Consider the following 16,358-nt stretch of genomic DNA (forward strand, 5'->3'; position numbering starts at 1 on the left):
GGTCGGCCGCGGCATCCCCCGGGCCCACTCGAGCCGCCTCGCTCGCCCGACCGATGTCGCACGCTGACGCTACCTTGGGAGCACGCCCGGCGAGAGGAGCACGATGTACCTGCTGAACGGCATCGTCGTGACGAGTGCGAGCGACCTCAAGAAGGCGAGCGACTGCGAGTTCGCCTTCCTGCGCGAGCTCGACGTGAAGCTCGGTCGCGACACGCTGTTCGCCCCGCTCGACGACCCGATGCTGCGCCGTGCCGGCGAGCTCGGCGACGCGCACGAACTGCGGGTGCTCGAGCGGTACCGCGCCGAGTTCGGGCCGGGCGTCGTCGAGATCGATCGACCCGACGTGCGCGACGCCGAGGCGGTGGCCGCGGCGACGAACGCCACGATCGCGGCGTTCGAGGCGGGTGCGCCGGTCGTGTTCCAGGCGACCTTCTCCGACGAGCCCGTGCCGGGGCAGGGGTTCATCGGCTTCGCCGACTTCATCGTGCGCCAGCCCGACGGCCGGTACCGGGTGCAGGACTCGAAGCTCGCCCGGCACGCGCGCGTCACCGCCCTGCTGCAGCTCGCCGCCTACGCCGAGCAGCTCACGCGGCTCGGCGTGCAGCTCGACGACACGGTCGAGCTGCTGCTCGGCGACGGTTCGGTGAGCGCGCACCGGCTCGACGACATCCTGCCCGTCTACCGCGAACGCATCGGGCGCCTGCAGCGCATCGTCGCCGACCGCGTGGCCGACGCCGGCCCGGTCGCCTGGGGCGACCCGCTCTACACGCAAGACGGCCGGTGCCCCACCTGCGAGCTCGAGGTGCAGGCGAACCGCGACGTGCTCATGGTCGGCGGGCTGCGCGTCACCCAGCGCGAGCCCCTCGCCGCGGCCGGCATCACGACGATCGACGCCCTCGCGGCCTCCCACGATCCCGTGCCGCACGTGATGGAGGCGACGCTCGACAACCTCCGCGCCCAGGCCCGCCTGCAACTGCGGGCCGAGGTCGAGGCGACCGAGGCCGTCGCGTCGGGCGCGTGGCGCGAGGGCGACCCGCCGCTGCCGCCGCCCGTCGGCGTGCGCGATGCCCGCGCGATCGCGGCGATCCCCGAGCCGAGCCCGGGCGACCTCTTCTTCGACTTCGAGGGCGACCCGCTCTACACCGAGGGCGACGGCACGAAGTGGAACCTCGACTACCTCTGGGGCATGGTCGACAACTCCGAGACCTATACGGCGTTCTGGGCGCACTCGTTCGCCGAAGAGCGCGTCGCGCTCGAGCGCTTCCTCGAGTTCGTGACGCTGCGTCGGCAGGTGCATCCCGACCTGCACATCTTCCACTACGCGAGCTACGAGCGCACCCACCTGACGTCGATCGCCGCCCGGCACGGCGTCGGCGAGGCCGAGGTCGACCAGCTGCTGGCCGACGGCGTGCTCGTCGACCTCTACCCGATCGTGAAGCGCGCGGTGCGCGTGGGCAGCCGCTCGTACTCGATCAAGAAGCTCGAGCCGTTGTACATGGGCTCCGAGCTCCGCGAGGCCGACGTGAAGTCCGGCGCCGACTCGATCACCGAGTACGTGCGCGCGGGCGAGCTGCAGGCGCTCGCACTGGCGATCGGCCCGGCGTCACCCGTCGAGGCTGCGGATGCCGCGGCCGAGGCAGCGCGCATCCTCGACGACCTCGCCGACTACAACCGGTACGACTGCGTGTCGACGCTGCGCCTGCGCGACTGGCTGCTCGCGGTCGGTGCGCGCGAGGGCGTCCGGCCGGTCGCGGCGTCGCTCCTGGCCGACCGCGCCGAGGGCAAGATCTACGAGGCCTCGCCGCTGGCGCTGCAGCTCAAGTCGCTCGTACGCGATCGCGAAGAGCGGGCCGAGCGGTCCGCGGCGAGGGCCGGCGGTGTCGCGACCGCGATCGGCACCGCGCGTCGCGACGCCGACACCGAGGCCCTCGCGCTCGCCTCGGCGGCGATCGACTACCACGCCCGCGAGGCGAAGAGCTTCTGGTGGTCGCACTACCTGCGCTGCGACCAGCCCATCGAGAGCTGGGAGGAGCACCGCGACGTGCTCGTCGTCGACCCGGCGCGCTCGCGCGCGATCGGCAACTGGTACGAGGAGCCCCGGTGGAACAGCGCGCGTCGCGAGCTGCTGCTCGACGGGCGGATCGCACCGGGTTCGCGGTTCAGCGTGGGCGGCGACGTCTTCCTGCTCTACGACTGGCCGGCACCGTTCCCGTCGCAGTCGACCCGGCCGGGCCAGCGCGCGTGGTCCAACGCGACCGTGGTCGAGGTGACCGATGCGGGCGTGCGCGTCGAGGAGCGCGGCCATCCCGGCATCACATGGCGCGACCTGCCCCTCGCGATCGCCCCCGGGGCCCCGCCCCGCGCCGACGCGCTGCGCGACGCGATCGCCGAGTGGGCCGCCCCGATTCCCGGGCGCGCGCCCGAGCTGCCGCTCGACCCCGCGATGGACATCCTGCGGCGGCGTCCGCCGCGCGCGATCGGCGGCCTCGCGCCGCTCGACGCCGCGCACGACTACCAGTCCGCCGTCGTCGAGTCGGTGCGGCGCCTCGAACGCTCGTACCTCGCCGTGCAGGGCCCGCCCGGCACCGGCAAGACCTACCTCGCCGCCCATGTGATCGCCGCGCTCGTGCGCGACCACGGTTGGCGAATCGGCGTCGTCGCGCAGTCCCACTCGGTCGTCGAGAACGTGCTCGACTCGGTCGTGAACACCGCGGGGCTCGACGGCGACCTCGTCGCGAAGCACCTGAAAGACGCCGGCGAGGCCGACCGGCACGGGTTCACGGCACTCGCCCGCAAAGACGACGTGGCGGCCTTCGCCGCCGAGCGCCCCGGCGGGTACGTCATCGGCGGCACGGCATGGGACTTCTGCAACGTCCGACGCATTCCGCGAGCCTCGCTCGACCTCCTCGTCATCGACGAGGCGGGGCAGTTCTCACTCGCCTCGACGATCGCCGTCTCGGTGTCGGCGAAGCGGCTGCTGCTGCTCGGCGATCCGCAGCAGCTGCCGCAGGTGAGCCAGGCGCTGCATCCCGAGCCGGTCAACGCCTCGGCGCTCGGCTGGGTCGCCGACGGCCACGACGTGCTGCCGCCCGAGTACGGCTACTTCCTCGCCGAGAGCCGGCGCATGCACCCCGCCGTCGCGGCACCGGTGTCGCGGCTGTCGTACGAGGGCGAACTGCGCTCCCACCCGGTGGCGGCCGGTCGTGCGCTCGAAGGCGTCGCGCCCGGGGTCACGCCGATCCCCGTCGAGCACGAGGGCAACTCGACCTTCTCACCCGAAGAGGCCGACGCGGTCGTGCACCTCGTGCGCTCGCTCATCGGCCGCGACTGGACCGACGCGACCGACTCGCCGACCGGGCCCGCGATGTCGCCGCCGAGACCGCTCGACCAGCGCGACCTCATCGTCGTGACGCCCTACAACGCCCAGCTCGGCACGGTGCGCGAGGCGCTCGACGCGGCCGGGTTCGCCGACGTCCCCGTCGGCACGGTCGACAAGTTCCAAGGCCAGGAGGCGGTGGTCGCGATCGTCTCGCTCGCGGCATCCTCGGCGGCGAGCGCGCCCCGCGGACTCGAGTTCCTGCTGCTGAAGAACCGGCTGAACGTCGCGATCTCGCGAGCCAAGTGGGCGGCGTATCTCGTGTACTCCCCCGGGCTGCTCGACGGGCTGCCCCACCGGGCCGAGGGCGTCGCGCAGCTCAGCGCCTTCATGCGGCTCGTCGACGCACGCGGTTCCCGCGCGGCGCCCCTCGAGCCGCGGGTGGCCGAGCCGAGCGTCGTGAGCTGAGCAGCGCTCCGCGCGGAACGGTCTCTGCGCCGCTCAGTTCCCGAAGTCGAGGCGGGTGCCGCCCAGGCGCTCGGCTCGCAGCCGGATGACGACCCGGCCCTCCGCGACCGCCTCGTCGAAGAAGTCGCTGGGGTCCGCGGGGCGAGCGGCCTCCGGCACGAGCGCGAGCAGCTCCCGCCCGACCGCGTCACCGGGCTCGACGGTCGGCGCCGACACTTCGGCGAGTCCCTCGACCGCGGCGTACGACCAATGGTCGTCGGCCGAGACGTGCAGCGTCGCCCTCGGGTTGCGCCTGAGATGCGTCGCCTTGAGCCGGGTGCTCGTCGTCGAGAAGCGCGCGACGCCGGCCGAGGCATCCCAGCCGTAGAGCATCGTCGTCAGGTGCGGCTGCCCGTCGCGCTTCAGCGTGGCGAGCACGCCGAAGTTCTGGGCGGCGAGCAGGTCGGAGGCTTCGGCCTCGGTGAGCGGCACGGGTCCGGCGTTCTTCGTCATGTCAGGGCGAACCCGGTTCGACGTCGCGGCATTCCGTCGATGACGGTCGAAGACGCGGAACATCCGTCGAGCGGGCCGCACGCCGCGCTCGGGAATATCGCAGAGGGTTCCTGCGTAGGGTATGCACGTGACTTCCTCTGCAACGCACCCCGACCGCATCACCATGTACGGCGCCGCCTGGTGCGGCGACTGCCGCCGTTCGAAGCGACTGCTCGACGCCCGCGGCGTCGACTACGAGTACGTCGACCTCGAGGTGAACGTCGAGGCCGCCGACATCGCGAAGTCGATCTCGGGCCGCACGAACATCCCCGTGGTCGTCTTCCCCGACGGCACGCACTTCACCGAGCCCACCGACGCCGAGCTCGGCGCGAAGCTCGACGAGGAACTCGCCGCGTAACTCGCTGCGGGGCGACACCCGAGCCGGGATCGCCGTGAGCAACGCGTGAGTTCCCGCGTGCACGCCGTTCGGGTCGCGTAACAATCGCGCACGTCCAGCCGACCCGGCGTACAACGGAGACATGCCTTCGACCTCGCGGTGCCACGCATGACGCTCACGCGCCTGCTGCCGACGTTGCGGCGCTCGATCCCCGATCCGATCGCGCCCGAGCACTGGCCCGCGGGCACCCGCGTCACGACGACCGATGTCATCGTCGGCGGGTTCTCGATGCTCCGCCTCGCCGAACGCGACGGCACCCCGTTCGCGCACCTGGATCCCGCCCCGGCGCGCACCGGAGGGGTCGGCCGCACGCGGCACCTCGGCGTCGTGCTCGCCGCCGTGCGCGCGATCTCGACCGTCGGCGGCCGCCGTGAGGCCGAGCTCGACGCAGGATTCGGACCCCATCGCCCCGACTGGGCGGAGGCCCGCCTCCTCGGTCGCGCGTCGACCGCGCGCGTGGCGCCCGTCTCGGTCCGCTTCGCGGCGGGTGGACGCCTCGCGCTCGCGCCGCTCGAACTGCCCGGCGACCTCGCGGTCGGCGACCTCATCGCCGTGCCGATCGAGGCGCACGGCATCACGATCAGCGTCGCAGGCGCCGACGTCCGGACACGACCGCTGAAGCCCGCACTCAACGCCTGACCGCGGCGCCGCCCGCAGTATTCAGGACGAGCGCGATCGCACGCTCGCGTACGCACCAGCCCGACTCGTCCTGAACTACGCGGGGCCCGCTCAGCGCAGCGCCGGCACGACCTCAGCTGCGAACAGCTCGAGCCCCGAGCGGTCGTACGCCGCCTCGGGCGCGTAGAGGATCGCGTAGTCGAGCCCCACCGCACGGCGCTGCTCGAGCTTCGCGATGATCTCGTCGGGCGTGCCGACGAGCGCGCCGGGCGCGGTGACGTAGTAGCTCTCGACGGCCTTCGCGGCACCGTCGGCGCCCAGGTGCGGAACGAGCCGCTCCTCGATGCGGGCGAGGCGGGCCGCGACATCCGCCGTCGACGAGCCGACCACGGTGTTGAAGTTCATCGAGCGGGTGATCGCCGAGGCATCCCGCCCGATCGCCTCGCAATGGCCGCGCAGCACGTCGTCCTTGTGCGCGAACTCCTCGAGCGAACCCGTGAAGTTCGTGTAGTCGGCGTACGTCGCCGCGATCTTGAGCGTCACCTGCTCGCCGCCGCCGGCCACCCAGATCGGGATGCCGCCGGCCTGCAGCGGCCTCGGCTGCACGATCGCTCCGTCGACCTGGTAGTACCGGCCGTCGAGGGTCGCCTGCCCGGTCGTCCACGCCTGGCGCATGATCTCGACGCCCTCGCGCAGGCGCCCGAGCCGCTCGGGCACGGGTGGGAAGCCGTAACCGTATGCGCGCCACTCGTGCTCGTACCAGCCGCCGCCGATGCCCATCTCGACGCGGCCACCCGAGATCAGGTCGGTCGTCGCCGCGACCTTCGCGAGGTAGGCGGGGTTGCGGTAGCTCATGCACGTGCACATCTGGCCCAGGCGCACGCGGGAGGTCGACGCGGCGAACGCGGCCATGAGGCTCCACGCCTCGTGCGTGGCCTCGGTCGGCGACGGCTCGGGCGTCGTGTGGAAGTGGTCGTAGACCCAGATCGACTCGAACGGCGAGTCGGCGCCGTCGGCGAAGGACGCCACGTCGCTCATCACCGCCCAGTGCTCGGCGGGGTCGATGCCCACGAGGTCGAAGCGCCATCCCTGAGGTACGAACATTCCGAATCGCATTCCGTCAGCCTATGAGCATCCGGGGGCGAGCCCGTTCCGGGATTCAGCGTCAGCACTGAGGCCGCGGTCCGGGTCGAGGCGTACCGTCGGCCCAATGAACGGTCAGCTCCACTGCGATTACTCCGCCTCCGACTTCGATGCCACGGTCGTCGAGACCTGCGACGCGCGCCTCATCCGCGTGACCGGCCACGGGCTCGCCCCGAGCCACGGCTGGCACCTCGAACTCGTCGCCGCCAACCCGGGCGTCGTCGCCCACCCCGAGAGCCTGTGGCTCGAACTCCGCGAGACCGCACCGGGCGAACCGCGCCCGCGAGTGCTCACCGAGGTGCCCGTCGAGGCCATCATCGAGGACCTCCACGCCCAGGAGATCATCATCCGGTTCCGCTGGCGCGAGGGCTTCCGGCTCGCGCTGCGCGAACGCGTTCCCGCGTTCCGCTGAGCCGGCGCCCCGGCGGCGCGCGACCACGACACGACGGATGCCTCGGGGCCGGCCCCGAGGCATCCGTCGTGTCGTGCGTCAGGCGAGCGCGTACCGCAACTCGGCGACCGCGGGGCCCGACCACACGGTGCCGTCGAGGTCGTCGCTGCGGACCGTGACGACCTTGCCGCCCTTGGCGATGACGAGGAGGGCGAGCTGCGGCAGCAGGTCGCCCGCGTGCGTGCCGTCGGCGAGGGCCTCCCCCGCCCCGTTGCCGCTCGCGAACTCGATCGCACCCGAGTCGCGGTCGAGCGTGCCGTTGACGGAGGTCGTGAAGTCGAACCAGAGCGTCTCGACGGCGCCGTCGGCCGCCTCCCGTCCGATCGCGGCGAGGTCGCGCTCGATGCGGCCCGCCGTGCCCTCGGAGAGCTGGCGCAGCGACTGCTCGGCCTCGCGCACGTTGAGCGCACCGAGCTGCTGTCGAACCGCCTCGTCGACCTCGGCGGCGCCGAGGCGGTCGGGCGATCCGGGCACGGCTATGACACGCCGCGAGTTGCGGGTGTTCGCGAGGAACAGGCTGAGGAGCGGTTCGGCGGCGAACACGAACACGGGCACCCGCTCTTCGGGATCGAGCGCGAGCAGCTCGCGGCGGGCGATCTCGATGACGCGCTTCGAGTACTGGTCGAGCAGCTTCTTGCGGCCCTCGTCGCCGAGCAGCCGGCTCGCGCCGCCGAACTGGCTGGCGGTGCCGTGGCTCGAGCCGCGCGGCCGGTCTTCGTCGGGCTCGCGGTTCGTGGCCTCGTCGAGGTTCGCGGCGCCCGTCTGGTCGACGTCGAGCTTCGACGCGCGGTCGGTCGGCGTGGCGTGCCAGACGGCCCATTCGTGCGCCGACAGGGTGAGGGCGAACGCCTCCTGGTCTTGGCTGGGGGCGCGCAGCAGCTGCCCCAGCGTGAAGTGCGAGCCGACGTGCCAGGCGTCGTCGAGACGGTTCGGCAGCACGAAGACCTCGCTGAAACCCGGGGCGACGAAGATGGCCATCGAGCGGGCGAGGCCGCCCCAGAGGCGCTGGTCGCGCAGGATCGCGTCGCGCTCCTCGCGCAGCGCCGTGAGTTCGGCGGCCGATGCCCCACCCTGCTTGATCCGGTCGATCGCCTCGTCGAAGGCGCTCTTCACGGCGACCTCGGCGCGCTCCCGCTCGCTCACGACGGGCGAGGTCGCCGCGTAGATGGTGACGGCGGGATGATGCGCCCCCGCAAGGGCTGCGAAATCGGCAGTGGTGGGTAGTTCGTAGTGGACGGTCATTCGTTCCTCCCCCGAGTTCGCGCGACGACGATGTCGCTCGCCCCCAGCCTATGAAGGCCGGCGCGCGAGCGACACCCCCATCTGCGGGTCGGAGCCGACGTTCAGCGCGCCGCGAACATTCACCCCACCGGGTGGTTCGAGCGGATCAGGCGCGTCGGGTCGACGGCCCGCTTGATCGCGCGCAGGCGGGCGAGCCGGCCGTCGCGACCGCCGAAGAGGCGCTCGGCGTCGCGGCGGTGCTCGGCGAAGTTGAGGTACTCCTGCGGCGCCCGCCACGGCTCCATCGACGAGAGCAGCCGGCCGAGCGATCGGGCGATCGCCTCGTCGGCGCCGGGCACCGCGATCGCGGCGCTGTAGAGCAGGTAGCCGGCGTCGAAACCCGCGGTCGCACCCGGCGTCGGCAGCCCCAGGTCGGTGGCCCGCAGCACGGCGGCGTCGGGTTCGACCATTCCCCCGAGGTGGCGGATCTCGGTCGTCATGAGGGCCGTGCCCGAGCCGGCGCCGACGGCGCCGACGAACGCGCGCACCGCGGCGGGCGTCAGCTCGCGCAGCGTCATGCCGTCGCCGCGGCCGGGCACGGGGCCGGGCGGGTCCATGTGCAGGGCGAGCAGCTCGGCGGGCGGCTGCGCGTGCACGGTGTCGATCTCGGGTGCGAGCGCGCGCAGCGGTTCGAGCAGGGCGTCCGTGCGTGCCCGGTCCTCGAGCACCACCGCCTCGACCACGACGATCGATCGGCCGGCGAGGAACGGCGGCAGCTCGGGCAGCGGCGGCAGGTGCAGGATGCGCACGACGCTCTGCACCGAGTCGGGCACCCGCCTCGTCCATTCGGCCCACACGGCCGCGACCTCGTCGGCCCGCTCGACGGGCCACAGCAGCATGCCCGCCATGACCTCGGCGATCGGGAAGAGGCGGAACTCCATCGCCGTCACGACGCCGAAGTCGCCGCCGCCGCCGCGCACGGCCCAGAACAGGTCGGCGTCGTGCTCCTCGTCGACCCGGCGGTGCCGGCCGTCGGCGGTGACGAGCTCGACCGCGAGCACCTGGTTCGCGGCGAGGCCGTGCGAGCGGGCGAGCCAGCTCACGCCGCCGCCGAGCGTGTAGCCGACCACGCCGACGTCGTGCGACGACCCGGCGAGCGCGGCGAGGCCGTGCGGCGCGGCGGCCGCGACGACGTCGCCCCAGAGGGCGCCGGCCTCGACACGGGCGACGCGGCGCCGGGCGTCGACGTGCACGTCGCGGAGCTCGTGGGTGCGCAGCAGGATCGCGTCGGCGAGGCCGTGGTCGGCGGCGAGCGGGCCGGCGTTGTGGCCGGTGCCCTGCGGGGCGACGGCGAGGCCGTAGCGGCCCGCGAGCTCGACGGTGCGCACGATGTCGGCGGCCGAGCGGGCGATCACGACCGCGGCGGGGCGCTGGTCGACGTCGAGGTTCCACGCGGCGCGGGCGGCGTCCCAGTAGGGATCGCCCGACAGCACGAGACGGCCGCCGAGGCTGGAGTCGAGACGGGCGAAGGCCTCGCGCAGCGGAAGGGCGAGGTCGTCGACGGCGTCCTCGATGAGGAGCTCGCCGGTCGGGGGCACAGGGGTGTTCACGGATGGTTCCTTTCGGTGTGCGTTCGCGGGCCGGTTGCCTCGGTTCTCGAACCGGCCCGGCGGCCGCATCGACGGATGCAGCACTCGCGACGAGATCCCATCCAATTCGTCGCGGACGTCCGGGTCACCCGGGGTGTCCCTCCGATCGGGTCAGGGGTTTCCCTGTCCCCCGCGGCAGCCTCGAGACGGCGCTTCGCCTCCACTCACGGACGCGGGCCGGAATACGGGATGCCTCGCGGCGGTTGCCGCTGGGGATGGACATCTCGCCGCGCCTCTCGGTTCTCGACCTCGTTCCCGTACGCACCGACCAGACGAGCGGAGGCGCCGTCGCGGCATCCGTACGCCTGGCGCAACTGGCCGACCGGCTCGGCTTCACCCGCTACTGGTTCGCCGAGCACCACAACATGCCGGCCGTCGCCTCGACGACGCCGCCCGTGCTGATCGCGTCGATCGCGGCGCGCACCGAGCGCATCAGGGTGGGCTCGGGCGGCGTCATGCTGCCGAACCACGCGCCGCTCGTCGTGGCCGAGCAGTTCGCCGCGCTCGAGGCCCTCGCGCCGGGGCGGATCGACCTCGGCATCGGCCGGGCGCCCGGCAGCGACCCGGTGATCACGCAGCTGCTGCGGGTCTCGGGCCCGACCGCCGACGTCGACCGGTTCCCCGACCACGTCGCCGACATCCTCTCGCTGCTCTCCCCCGACGGTGCGACCCTGCGCCTCACGAGCGGGCGCGAGTACCCGATCCAGGCGACCCCCGCGGCGAGCGCCGTGCCGACGTTGTGGCTGCTGGGCTCGAGCGACTACTCGGCGAAGCTCGCCGCCGAGCTGGGCCTGCCGTACGTGTTCGCCAACCACTTCTCGGGCGACGGGCTCGAGCGCGCGCTCGAGCTCTACCGCACGGAGTACCGGCCGAGCGAGTCGCACCGCGAGCCCGAGACGTTCCTCACGGTCAACGCCTCGGTCGCGCCAACGGTCGAAGAGGCCCGCGAGCGCGCGCTGCCGCAGCTGCGCTCGATGGCGCGGTTGCGGCTCAACCGCCCGATGCGACCGCTCGAGACGGTCGACGAGGCGCTCGCGGCGCCCGCCGACTCCGACGCCGAGGGCCTCATCGCGGCGATGGAACGACGCTGGGTGATCGCGGATGCCTCGGGCGCGGCGTCCGAGCTCAGGGCCCTCGCCGATCGCCACGGCATCGACGAGGTCATGGTCGCGCCGATCTCCGGCTCGTACGCGGCCGAGCCGGCCGACGCGACGCCGGGGCGCGAGCAGACGCTCGAGCTGCTCGCGGGGGCGCTCTCAGCCGCCTGACTCGACCGGCGCGTGCGGGTCGCTCAGGCTGCGAGGCCGAGCCGGCGCAGGTCCTTGGTCGTGGCGCGGTACTCGTCGCCGTCGGCGACGACGGTCTCGCGCGGCACCCGGGCGGCGTTGTGCACCTTCGCGCCGGCGCCGAGGGTGACGTACGGCCCGAGCACGGCGCTGCGGCCGACGACCGCGTGACGGCCCACCCGGGCGTTCACGCCGACGACGGCGCGCTCGGCGACGATCGCCTCGCTCTCGATCCAGGCCCGGGGGCCGATCTGGGCGCCCCGCTGCACCTCGGCTCCGGGGTCGACGTAGGCCGTCGGGTCGACGAACGCGGTCGGGTCGACCTTGGCGGTCGTGGCGACGAGGCCCCGGCCGTTCACGTGCTTGCGATAGCGACGCAGGATCCCGGCTTCGTCCTCGAACTCGACATAGCTGATGCCCACGTTCTCCTCCTCCCGGCGTGGAGGCTCCACATGCCGGACATCAGTACAACATCGGGTCTGACCGGGGTATTCCCGCGGTCGAACCCGGGCGAGCCGCTGCCCGGCAGCGCCGCAAGTTAGGCTGTCCTAAGCATGCCCGGATCCCCTGTTCTCGAGCTCGACCGCGTGAGCATCCGCCACGAGGGCGCCGAGCGGCCGACCCCCGCCGAGGTCTCGTTCGACGTCGCCCCGGGCGAGGTCGTGCTCGTGCTCGGGCCGAGCGGCTGCGGCAAGTCGACCCTCGCGCTCGCGCTCGACGGGCTCGTGCCGCACGCCGTGCCCGCCGAGCTCGCAGGCACCGTGCGCATCGCCGGCCTCGACAGCCGCGACCACCCCGTCGGCGTGCTGAGCGAGCACGTCGCGATGGTCTTCCAGGACCCCGACGCGCAGGTCGTCACCGGCACCGTGCTCGACGAGGTCTGCTTCGCGCCCGAGAACCAGCTCGTCGAGGCATCCGACGTGCTCGCCCGGGCCGAACGCGCGCTCAAGCTCGTCGGCCTCTGGGACCGTCGCACCGAGAACCCCGACGCGCTCTCCGGCGGCGGGCGGCAGCGGCTCGCGATCGCCTGCGCGCTCGCGATGGCGGCGCCCGTGCTCGTGCTCGACGAGCCGACGGCGAACCTCGACCCCGCCGGCATCGACGAGGTCTACGCCGTGCTGCGCGAACTCGCCGACGACGACGAGCACGCGATCGTGCTCGTCGAGCACAACCTCGACGCGGCCGTCGACCTCGTCGACCGGGTGCTCGTGCTCGATGCCGACGGGCGCCTCGTCGTCGACGGACCCGCCCGCGAGACGCTGCGCGAACGGGCCGATGAGCTGGCCGAGCTCGGCGTGTGGCTGCCGGTCTCGACGCTCGCCGCGATGCGACTGCGCGACGCCGGGCTGCCGATCGGCCCGCTGCCCCTCACCCCCGCCGAACTCGGCGCCGCACTCGATGCGATGCCGACTCTGCCGCCGCCCCTCGGCGACTCGTCTCCGGTGCGCTCGACGGCGCTCGCACCGGCGCTGTCGCTCGCGCCGTCCGGCAGCGCACCCGCGCAGGCTGCGCCGGCGATCCGTGCGCGCGGCCTGTCGGTGCGGCGAGGAGGCCGGCGGGGGCCGGTCGTCGTCGACGACGTCGACCTCGAGGTCGCGCCGGGCGACTTCCTCGCGATCGTCGGCACCAACGGCGCCGGCAAGACCTCGTTGCTGCAGGCGCTCGCGGGCGTGATCCCCGCTCCGCGCGGCACGGTCGAGGTGCTCGGCATCGACCCGGCGCGCGCCGATGCGCGCGAGCGGGTGCGCCGCGTCGGCTTCGTCTTCCAGAACCCCGAGCACCAGTTCGTCGCCCCGACGGTGCGCGAGGAGCTCGAGCAGGGCCTGCGGCTGCAGGGTCTCGCCGACGAGGCGGTCACCGAGGCGCGCGACCGGATGCTTCGCCGATTCGGCCTCGAAGCACACGCGGAGCAGCATCCGTTCCTGCTGTCCGGCGGGCAGAAGCGCCGGCTGTCGGTCGGCACGGCGCTCGTGGCCGGCGCCCCGGTGCTCGCCCTCGACGAGCCCACCTTCGGACAGGACCGCGCCCGCGCCGCCGAACTCCTCGACATGCTGCGCACCCTCAACGACGAGGGCACGACCGTGCTCGTCGTCACCCACGACCTGCAGCTCGTCGCGGACTACGCGGGCCGACTCGCCGTGATGGCCGACGGGCGCCTCATCGGCGTCGGCCCCACCGCCGAGGTGCTCGCGGGGCCGCTCATCGAGCAGTCGGGGCTCCGGCACCCGCCGCTCGCCCGCGCGACCCGCGGCCTCGAGCGGCACCCCGGGTGGCACGGCGTGACCCGAATGTCGCAGCTGCCGATCGCGGCGGGCGCCTCGTGAGTCGGCCCGCGCGGGCGTCCGTCGACGACGAGTCCGCGACCGACCCCGCCACCACCGGCCCCGCGGCGAGCAGGCCCACCCGCCCGGGCCCGCTCGCCGCCCTCAACCCGCTCGCCAAGCTCGCGGCGCCGCTGCCCGCGATGATCGTCGTCGTGTTCAGCCGCGACCTCGTGCTGCCGCTCGCGTTCATCGCGTTCGCGCTCGTCGTGCTGCTGGCCGGCGCACGTCTCTCGGCCGGCCTCGTCACCGCGCTCGTCGTCGGCACGCCGGTCGCCGCGCTCGTGCTCGGCGTGAGCTTCGGCATCTGGGTCGACCCGTCGAGCGTGGCCGGCCCCGAGGCATCCGTCGTGCTCTTCGGGGTCGGCGACTGGAGCTTCACGCTCGCCGCCTACCTCGTCGGCCTCGCGACCGCGCTGCGCGTGCTCGCGGTGCTGATGCTCTCGCTCATCGCGGGGCTCACGTCGACCGGCACCGAGTTCGTGCGGGCGGCGGTGCAGAACCTGCGGGTGCCGTACCGCGTCGGCTACACGGCGCTCGCCGCACTGCGGTTCGTGCCGCGGTTCGGGCACGAGCTCGAGATCATCCGGGCGGCGCATCGGGTGCGCGGCACCGTCGCCGGTCGCGGGCCGATCGCGGCGGTGCGCCGGGCGTTCGGCACGGCGGTGCCGCTGCTGGCGTCGGCGATCCGGCACGCCGAGCGGGTCGCGCTCGCGATGGATGCCCGCGCGTTCGGCGCCCATCGCACCCGCACCGAACGGCACCTGATGCCGTGGCGGGCGCACGACACGGTCTTCGTGGCGGCGTTCGTCGCGGCGAGCGCGCTCATCGTCTGGGCGACGAGGGCGTTCTAGCGTCGATCCCGCTGCTCCCCGCGCGGCTCGAAGCAGGTTCGCCCGCTGGAAGCAGGTTCGAACGCGGTTCCAGCGGGCGAACATGGTTCCAGCGCCCGAACGTCGTTCCAGCGCGCCGTCGGCGCCGGGACGACGGAGGGGCCGGGCGATGCCGCCCGACCCCTCCGCTCGCGTCGACCGGCTACTGGCCGGCGGGCGCGGTGTCCTGGATCTCGATGAGGAACACGAGCGTCTGCCCGCCGAGCGGGTTCTGGTCGCTCTCCTCGGCACCGTAGGCGTACTCCGGCGGGATCGTGACGATGAGCTTCGTGCCGACCTTCTGGCCGACGAGCGCCGCGCTGAAGCCCTGGATCACGCCGTCGGTCGTGAACGTCGCCGGCTCGCCGCGGGTGTAGCTCTGGTCGAAGATCTCGCCGGTGTCCCAGCTGATGCCCTGGTAGTGAACGGTGACGCTGTCGCCGTCGCCCACGGTGGCGCCGTCGCCCTCCTCGAGCACCTTGAGCTGGAGGTCGGCCGGCGGGTCGGTCTTCGGCAGGGTCACCGTGGGCGCCTCGCCCTCAGCGCCCCACTTCACCTCGGGCACGTTCTCGGTCCACTCGGCGGGCTTGAGCGGCTGCTGCACCTCGACGACGTCGACGACGATCACGATGGTCTCGCCCGGCACGATGCCGATCGACTCGTTTCCGGTGTCGCCGTACAGCGACGATGCGGGCGCGACGGTCACGGTGCGCGAGCCGATCGGCACGCAGTCGATGCCGGCGAGGAACGCCTCGTAGAGCGTGTCGTCACCGGCGACGATGGTCGCGGGCTGCGAGAAGAGCTCGTCGCCCGACGTGCCCGAGAAGGTCGTGACCACCGCGTTGATCTTCTGGCCCGACTCGGTGACGTCGCCGTCGCCCTCGATGGCGACGGTGCGCTGCAGCTCGTCGGCCTCGAGCGGCGTCGTGAAGGTGGCGGTGGGCTTCTCGGAGAACTCGCCATCGACCTTCACGCCGTCGCTGAGGTCGCCCGAGGGCACGTCCATGCAGGCGGCGGCGTCGGCGGTGGGAGTTTCGGATGCCTCGGGGCCGGCGCTGCCCGCGCAACCGGCGAGCAGCAGGGCGGCCGAGGTGGCGAGCGCGATGGGCGCGCCGCGGCGCAGGGCACGATTCATGGGAGAGGACTCGTTTCGGTCGGAGAACGTGGTGCTGTGGCATCCCAGTCTGCCCTGTTCGGCTTTCTCTTTCCTGAATTCCCGGAGATCTGCCCGATCAAGGCCAGAATGGGCGCATGGGGGAGTTGACGGACGAGCCTGACCATGTCGGTGCGTTCGCGGCGGGGGCCGCGAAGTTCGCCGAACTGGACGAGGCGGTGTGGGACCCGATCTCGACCGCGACACTGGCGCGCACCCGGCCGAAGTTCGACGAGCTCGTGCTCGACGCGTGCTCGGGCGACGGTGCGTCGGCGCTGCCCGCGGCCGAGCTCGTCGGCCCTGGCGGGCTCGTCGACGCCGTCGACCTCGCGGAGGAGCTCATCGGGCTCGCGCGCGCCCGCGCGGGCGATCGCCTGCCGCAGCTGCGCCTGCATGTCGCCGACGTCACCTCGTGGGAGCCGACCGGCTACGACCTCGTGCAGTGCGTACTCGGCGTGTTCTTCTTCGCCGACATGGACGCCGGCACCCGGCACCTCATCGAGCGCGCGAAGCCGGGTGGCCGCGTCGGCGTGACGGTGTGGGCGCGCGGCGCACTCGGATCGTTCCTCGAGGCGCTCACGTCGGCACTGCCGGGCGAGCACGACGACGAACACCACACGCCCGCATTCGAGGGCATCGACACTCCCGGCGGCCTCGCGCGATGGCTCACGGGGCTCGGGCTCCAGCGCGTGCGCGCCGACGAGGCTCGCAGGCACGTCGAGGTCTCCCCCGACCTCGCCTGGTCGCTCGTGGAGGGCACGGCGATCCGCAACGCGATCGCGGGACTCGACGACGAGGAGGTCGCCGGGGTACGCGAACGCTTCACCGCCCGGCTCGAGGAGTCGCCCGAGGCGCGCACGCTCGACCTCACGACCCTCATCGCGGTCGGGTACCGTCCCGACGCCGGTTGAGGGGACGGGTGCGGTTCACCG

At 73.2% G+C, this 16,358-nt stretch carries 14 protein-coding genes; 8 read left to right on the forward strand and 6 right to left on the reverse strand.

All coding sequences use genetic code 11. From position 1 onward, the window contains the following. Positions 1–103: 103 nt before the first annotated feature. Positions 104–3,784, forward strand: a complete 3,681-nt coding sequence (locus tag ACFWGP_RS07765) for a TM0106 family RecB-like putative nuclease (RefSeq protein WP_376930587.1) — start codon at positions 104–106, stop codon at positions 3,782–3,784. A 33-nt stretch (positions 3,785–3,817) separates the two neighbouring features. Here ACFWGP_RS07765 and ACFWGP_RS07770 read toward each other — a convergent pair whose 3' ends face one another. Beyond that, positions 3,818–4,276: a PPOX class F420-dependent oxidoreductase gene (locus ACFWGP_RS07770; protein WP_231429821.1), complete on the reverse strand. Its 459-nt coding sequence runs from the start codon at positions 4,274–4,276 to the stop codon at positions 3,818–3,820. 163 nt (positions 4,277–4,439) lie between these two features. Here ACFWGP_RS07770 and ACFWGP_RS07775 point away from each other — a divergent pair, with 163 nt between their 5' ends. Together ACFWGP_RS07775 and ACFWGP_RS07780 are read left to right on the forward strand one after the other, a co-directional pair. Then, positions 4,440–4,673 (forward strand): glutaredoxin domain-containing protein, encoded by a 234-nt coding sequence (locus tag ACFWGP_RS07775; RefSeq protein WP_255680185.1) that lies wholly within the window; start codon positions 4,440–4,442, stop codon positions 4,671–4,673. Positions 4,674–4,820: 147 nt separating this feature from the next. Then, positions 4,821–5,351 carry a hypothetical protein gene (locus ACFWGP_RS07780; protein ID WP_376930588.1) on the forward strand — a complete coding sequence of 177 codons (531 nt, stop codon included), beginning with the start codon at positions 4,821–4,823 and terminating at the stop codon, positions 5,349–5,351. A gap of 90 nt (positions 5,352–5,441) precedes the next feature. On the opposite strand, the gene ACFWGP_RS07785 is transcribed toward ACFWGP_RS07780, so the two are convergent. Continuing rightward, on the reverse strand, positions 5,442–6,446 hold the full coding sequence (locus ACFWGP_RS07785; RefSeq protein WP_231429818.1) for an LLM class F420-dependent oxidoreductase: 1,005 nt from the start codon (positions 6,444–6,446) through the stop codon (positions 5,442–5,444). A gap of 94 nt (positions 6,447–6,540) precedes the next feature. Between ACFWGP_RS07785 and ACFWGP_RS07790 the strand changes: the two genes are divergently transcribed. After that, positions 6,541–6,885 carry a hypothetical protein gene (locus ACFWGP_RS07790; RefSeq protein WP_231429817.1) on the forward strand — a complete coding sequence of 115 codons (345 nt, stop codon included), beginning with the start codon at positions 6,541–6,543 and terminating at the stop codon, positions 6,883–6,885. A 78-nt stretch (positions 6,886–6,963) separates the two neighbouring features. Here ACFWGP_RS07790 and ACFWGP_RS07795 read toward each other — a convergent pair whose 3' ends face one another. Beyond that, complete coding sequence (locus ACFWGP_RS07795) at positions 6,964–8,166, reverse strand: hypothetical protein (protein WP_231429816.1); 1,203 nt, start codon at positions 8,164–8,166, stop codon at positions 6,964–6,966. 119 nt (positions 8,167–8,285) lie between these two features. Then, positions 8,286–9,755 carry an FAD-binding oxidoreductase gene (locus ACFWGP_RS07800; protein WP_376930589.1) on the reverse strand — a complete coding sequence of 490 codons (1,470 nt, stop codon included), beginning with the start codon at positions 9,753–9,755 and terminating at the stop codon, positions 8,286–8,288. 254 nt (positions 9,756–10,009) lie between these two features. Here ACFWGP_RS07800 and ACFWGP_RS07805 point away from each other — a divergent pair, with 254 nt between their 5' ends. Next, positions 10,010–11,062 carry an LLM class flavin-dependent oxidoreductase gene (locus ACFWGP_RS07805; RefSeq protein WP_376930590.1) on the forward strand — a complete coding sequence of 351 codons (1,053 nt, stop codon included), beginning with the start codon at positions 10,010–10,012 and terminating at the stop codon, positions 11,060–11,062. A 23-nt stretch (positions 11,063–11,085) separates the two neighbouring features. Here ACFWGP_RS07805 and ACFWGP_RS07810 read toward each other — a convergent pair whose 3' ends face one another. Continuing rightward, positions 11,086–11,502, reverse strand: a complete 417-nt coding sequence (locus ACFWGP_RS07810) for a transferase (protein WP_275505283.1) — start codon at positions 11,500–11,502, stop codon at positions 11,086–11,088. A gap of 132 nt (positions 11,503–11,634) precedes the next feature. Here ACFWGP_RS07810 and ACFWGP_RS07815 point away from each other — a divergent pair, with 132 nt between their 5' ends. Then, positions 11,635–13,404, forward strand: coding sequence for an ABC transporter ATP-binding protein (locus ACFWGP_RS07815; protein WP_376930591.1), 1,770 nt, complete (start codon positions 11,635–11,637; stop codon positions 13,402–13,404). Then, positions 13,401–14,255: an energy-coupling factor transporter transmembrane component T gene (locus ACFWGP_RS07820; RefSeq protein ID WP_376930592.1), complete on the forward strand. Its 855-nt coding sequence runs from the start codon at positions 13,401–13,403 to the stop codon at positions 14,253–14,255. Before ACFWGP_RS07815 ends, ACFWGP_RS07820 begins: the two co-directional genes overlap by 4 nt. A 181-nt stretch (positions 14,256–14,436) precedes the next feature. Here the strand turns inward: ACFWGP_RS07820 and ACFWGP_RS07825 are convergent, their stop codons facing one another. Next, on the reverse strand, positions 14,437–15,408 hold the full coding sequence (locus tag ACFWGP_RS07825) for an FKBP-type peptidyl-prolyl cis-trans isomerase (RefSeq protein ID WP_376930593.1): 972 nt from the start codon (positions 15,406–15,408) through the stop codon (positions 14,437–14,439). A 116-nt stretch (positions 15,409–15,524) separates the two neighbouring features. Here ACFWGP_RS07825 and ACFWGP_RS07830 point away from each other — a divergent pair, with 116 nt between their 5' ends. After that, on the forward strand, positions 15,525–16,337 hold the full coding sequence (locus tag ACFWGP_RS07830) for a class I SAM-dependent methyltransferase (protein ID WP_376930594.1): 813 nt from the start codon (positions 15,525–15,527) through the stop codon (positions 16,335–16,337). Positions 16,338–16,358: the final 21 nt, after the last annotated feature.

The organism is Agromyces sp. NPDC127015, assembly GCF_042725165.1.
GTDB classification, from domain to species: domain Bacteria; phylum Actinomycetota; class Actinomycetes; order Actinomycetales; family Microbacteriaceae; genus Agromyces; species Agromyces chromiiresistens.

Bases quoted from the DNA above. Each gene is read 5' to 3' on its own strand.
- ACFWGP_RS07795 (WP_231429816.1), bottom strand. From the start codon at position 8,166: ATGACCGTCCACTACGAACTACCCACCACTGCCGATTTCGCAGCCCTT.
- ACFWGP_RS07775 (WP_255680185.1), top strand. From the start codon at position 4,440: ATGTACGGCGCCGCCTGGTGCGGCGACTGCCGCCGTTCGAAGCGACTG.
- ACFWGP_RS07770 (WP_231429821.1), bottom strand. From the start codon at position 4,276: ATGACGAAGAACGCCGGACCCGTGCCGCTCACCGAGGCCGAAGCCTCC.
- ACFWGP_RS07790 (WP_231429817.1), top strand. From the start codon at position 6,541: ATGAACGGTCAGCTCCACTGCGATTACTCCGCCTCCGACTTCGATGCC.
- ACFWGP_RS07825 (WP_376930593.1), bottom strand. From the start codon at position 15,408: ATGAATCGTGCCCTGCGCCGCGGCGCGCCCATCGCGCTCGCCACCTCG.
- ACFWGP_RS07815 (WP_376930591.1), top strand. From the start codon at position 11,635: ATGCCCGGATCCCCTGTTCTCGAGCTCGACCGCGTGAGCATCCGCCAC.
- ACFWGP_RS07765 (WP_376930587.1), top strand. From the start codon at position 104: ATGTACCTGCTGAACGGCATCGTCGTGACGAGTGCGAGCGACCTCAAG.
- ACFWGP_RS07805 (WP_376930590.1), top strand. From the start codon at position 10,010: ATGGACATCTCGCCGCGCCTCTCGGTTCTCGACCTCGTTCCCGTACGC.
- ACFWGP_RS07780 (WP_376930588.1), top strand. From the start codon at position 4,821: ATGACGCTCACGCGCCTGCTGCCGACGTTGCGGCGCTCGATCCCCGAT.
- ACFWGP_RS07785 (WP_231429818.1), bottom strand. From the start codon at position 6,446: ATGCGATTCGGAATGTTCGTACCTCAGGGATGGCGCTTCGACCTCGTG.
- ACFWGP_RS07830 (WP_376930594.1), top strand. From the start codon at position 15,525: ATGGGGGAGTTGACGGACGAGCCTGACCATGTCGGTGCGTTCGCGGCG.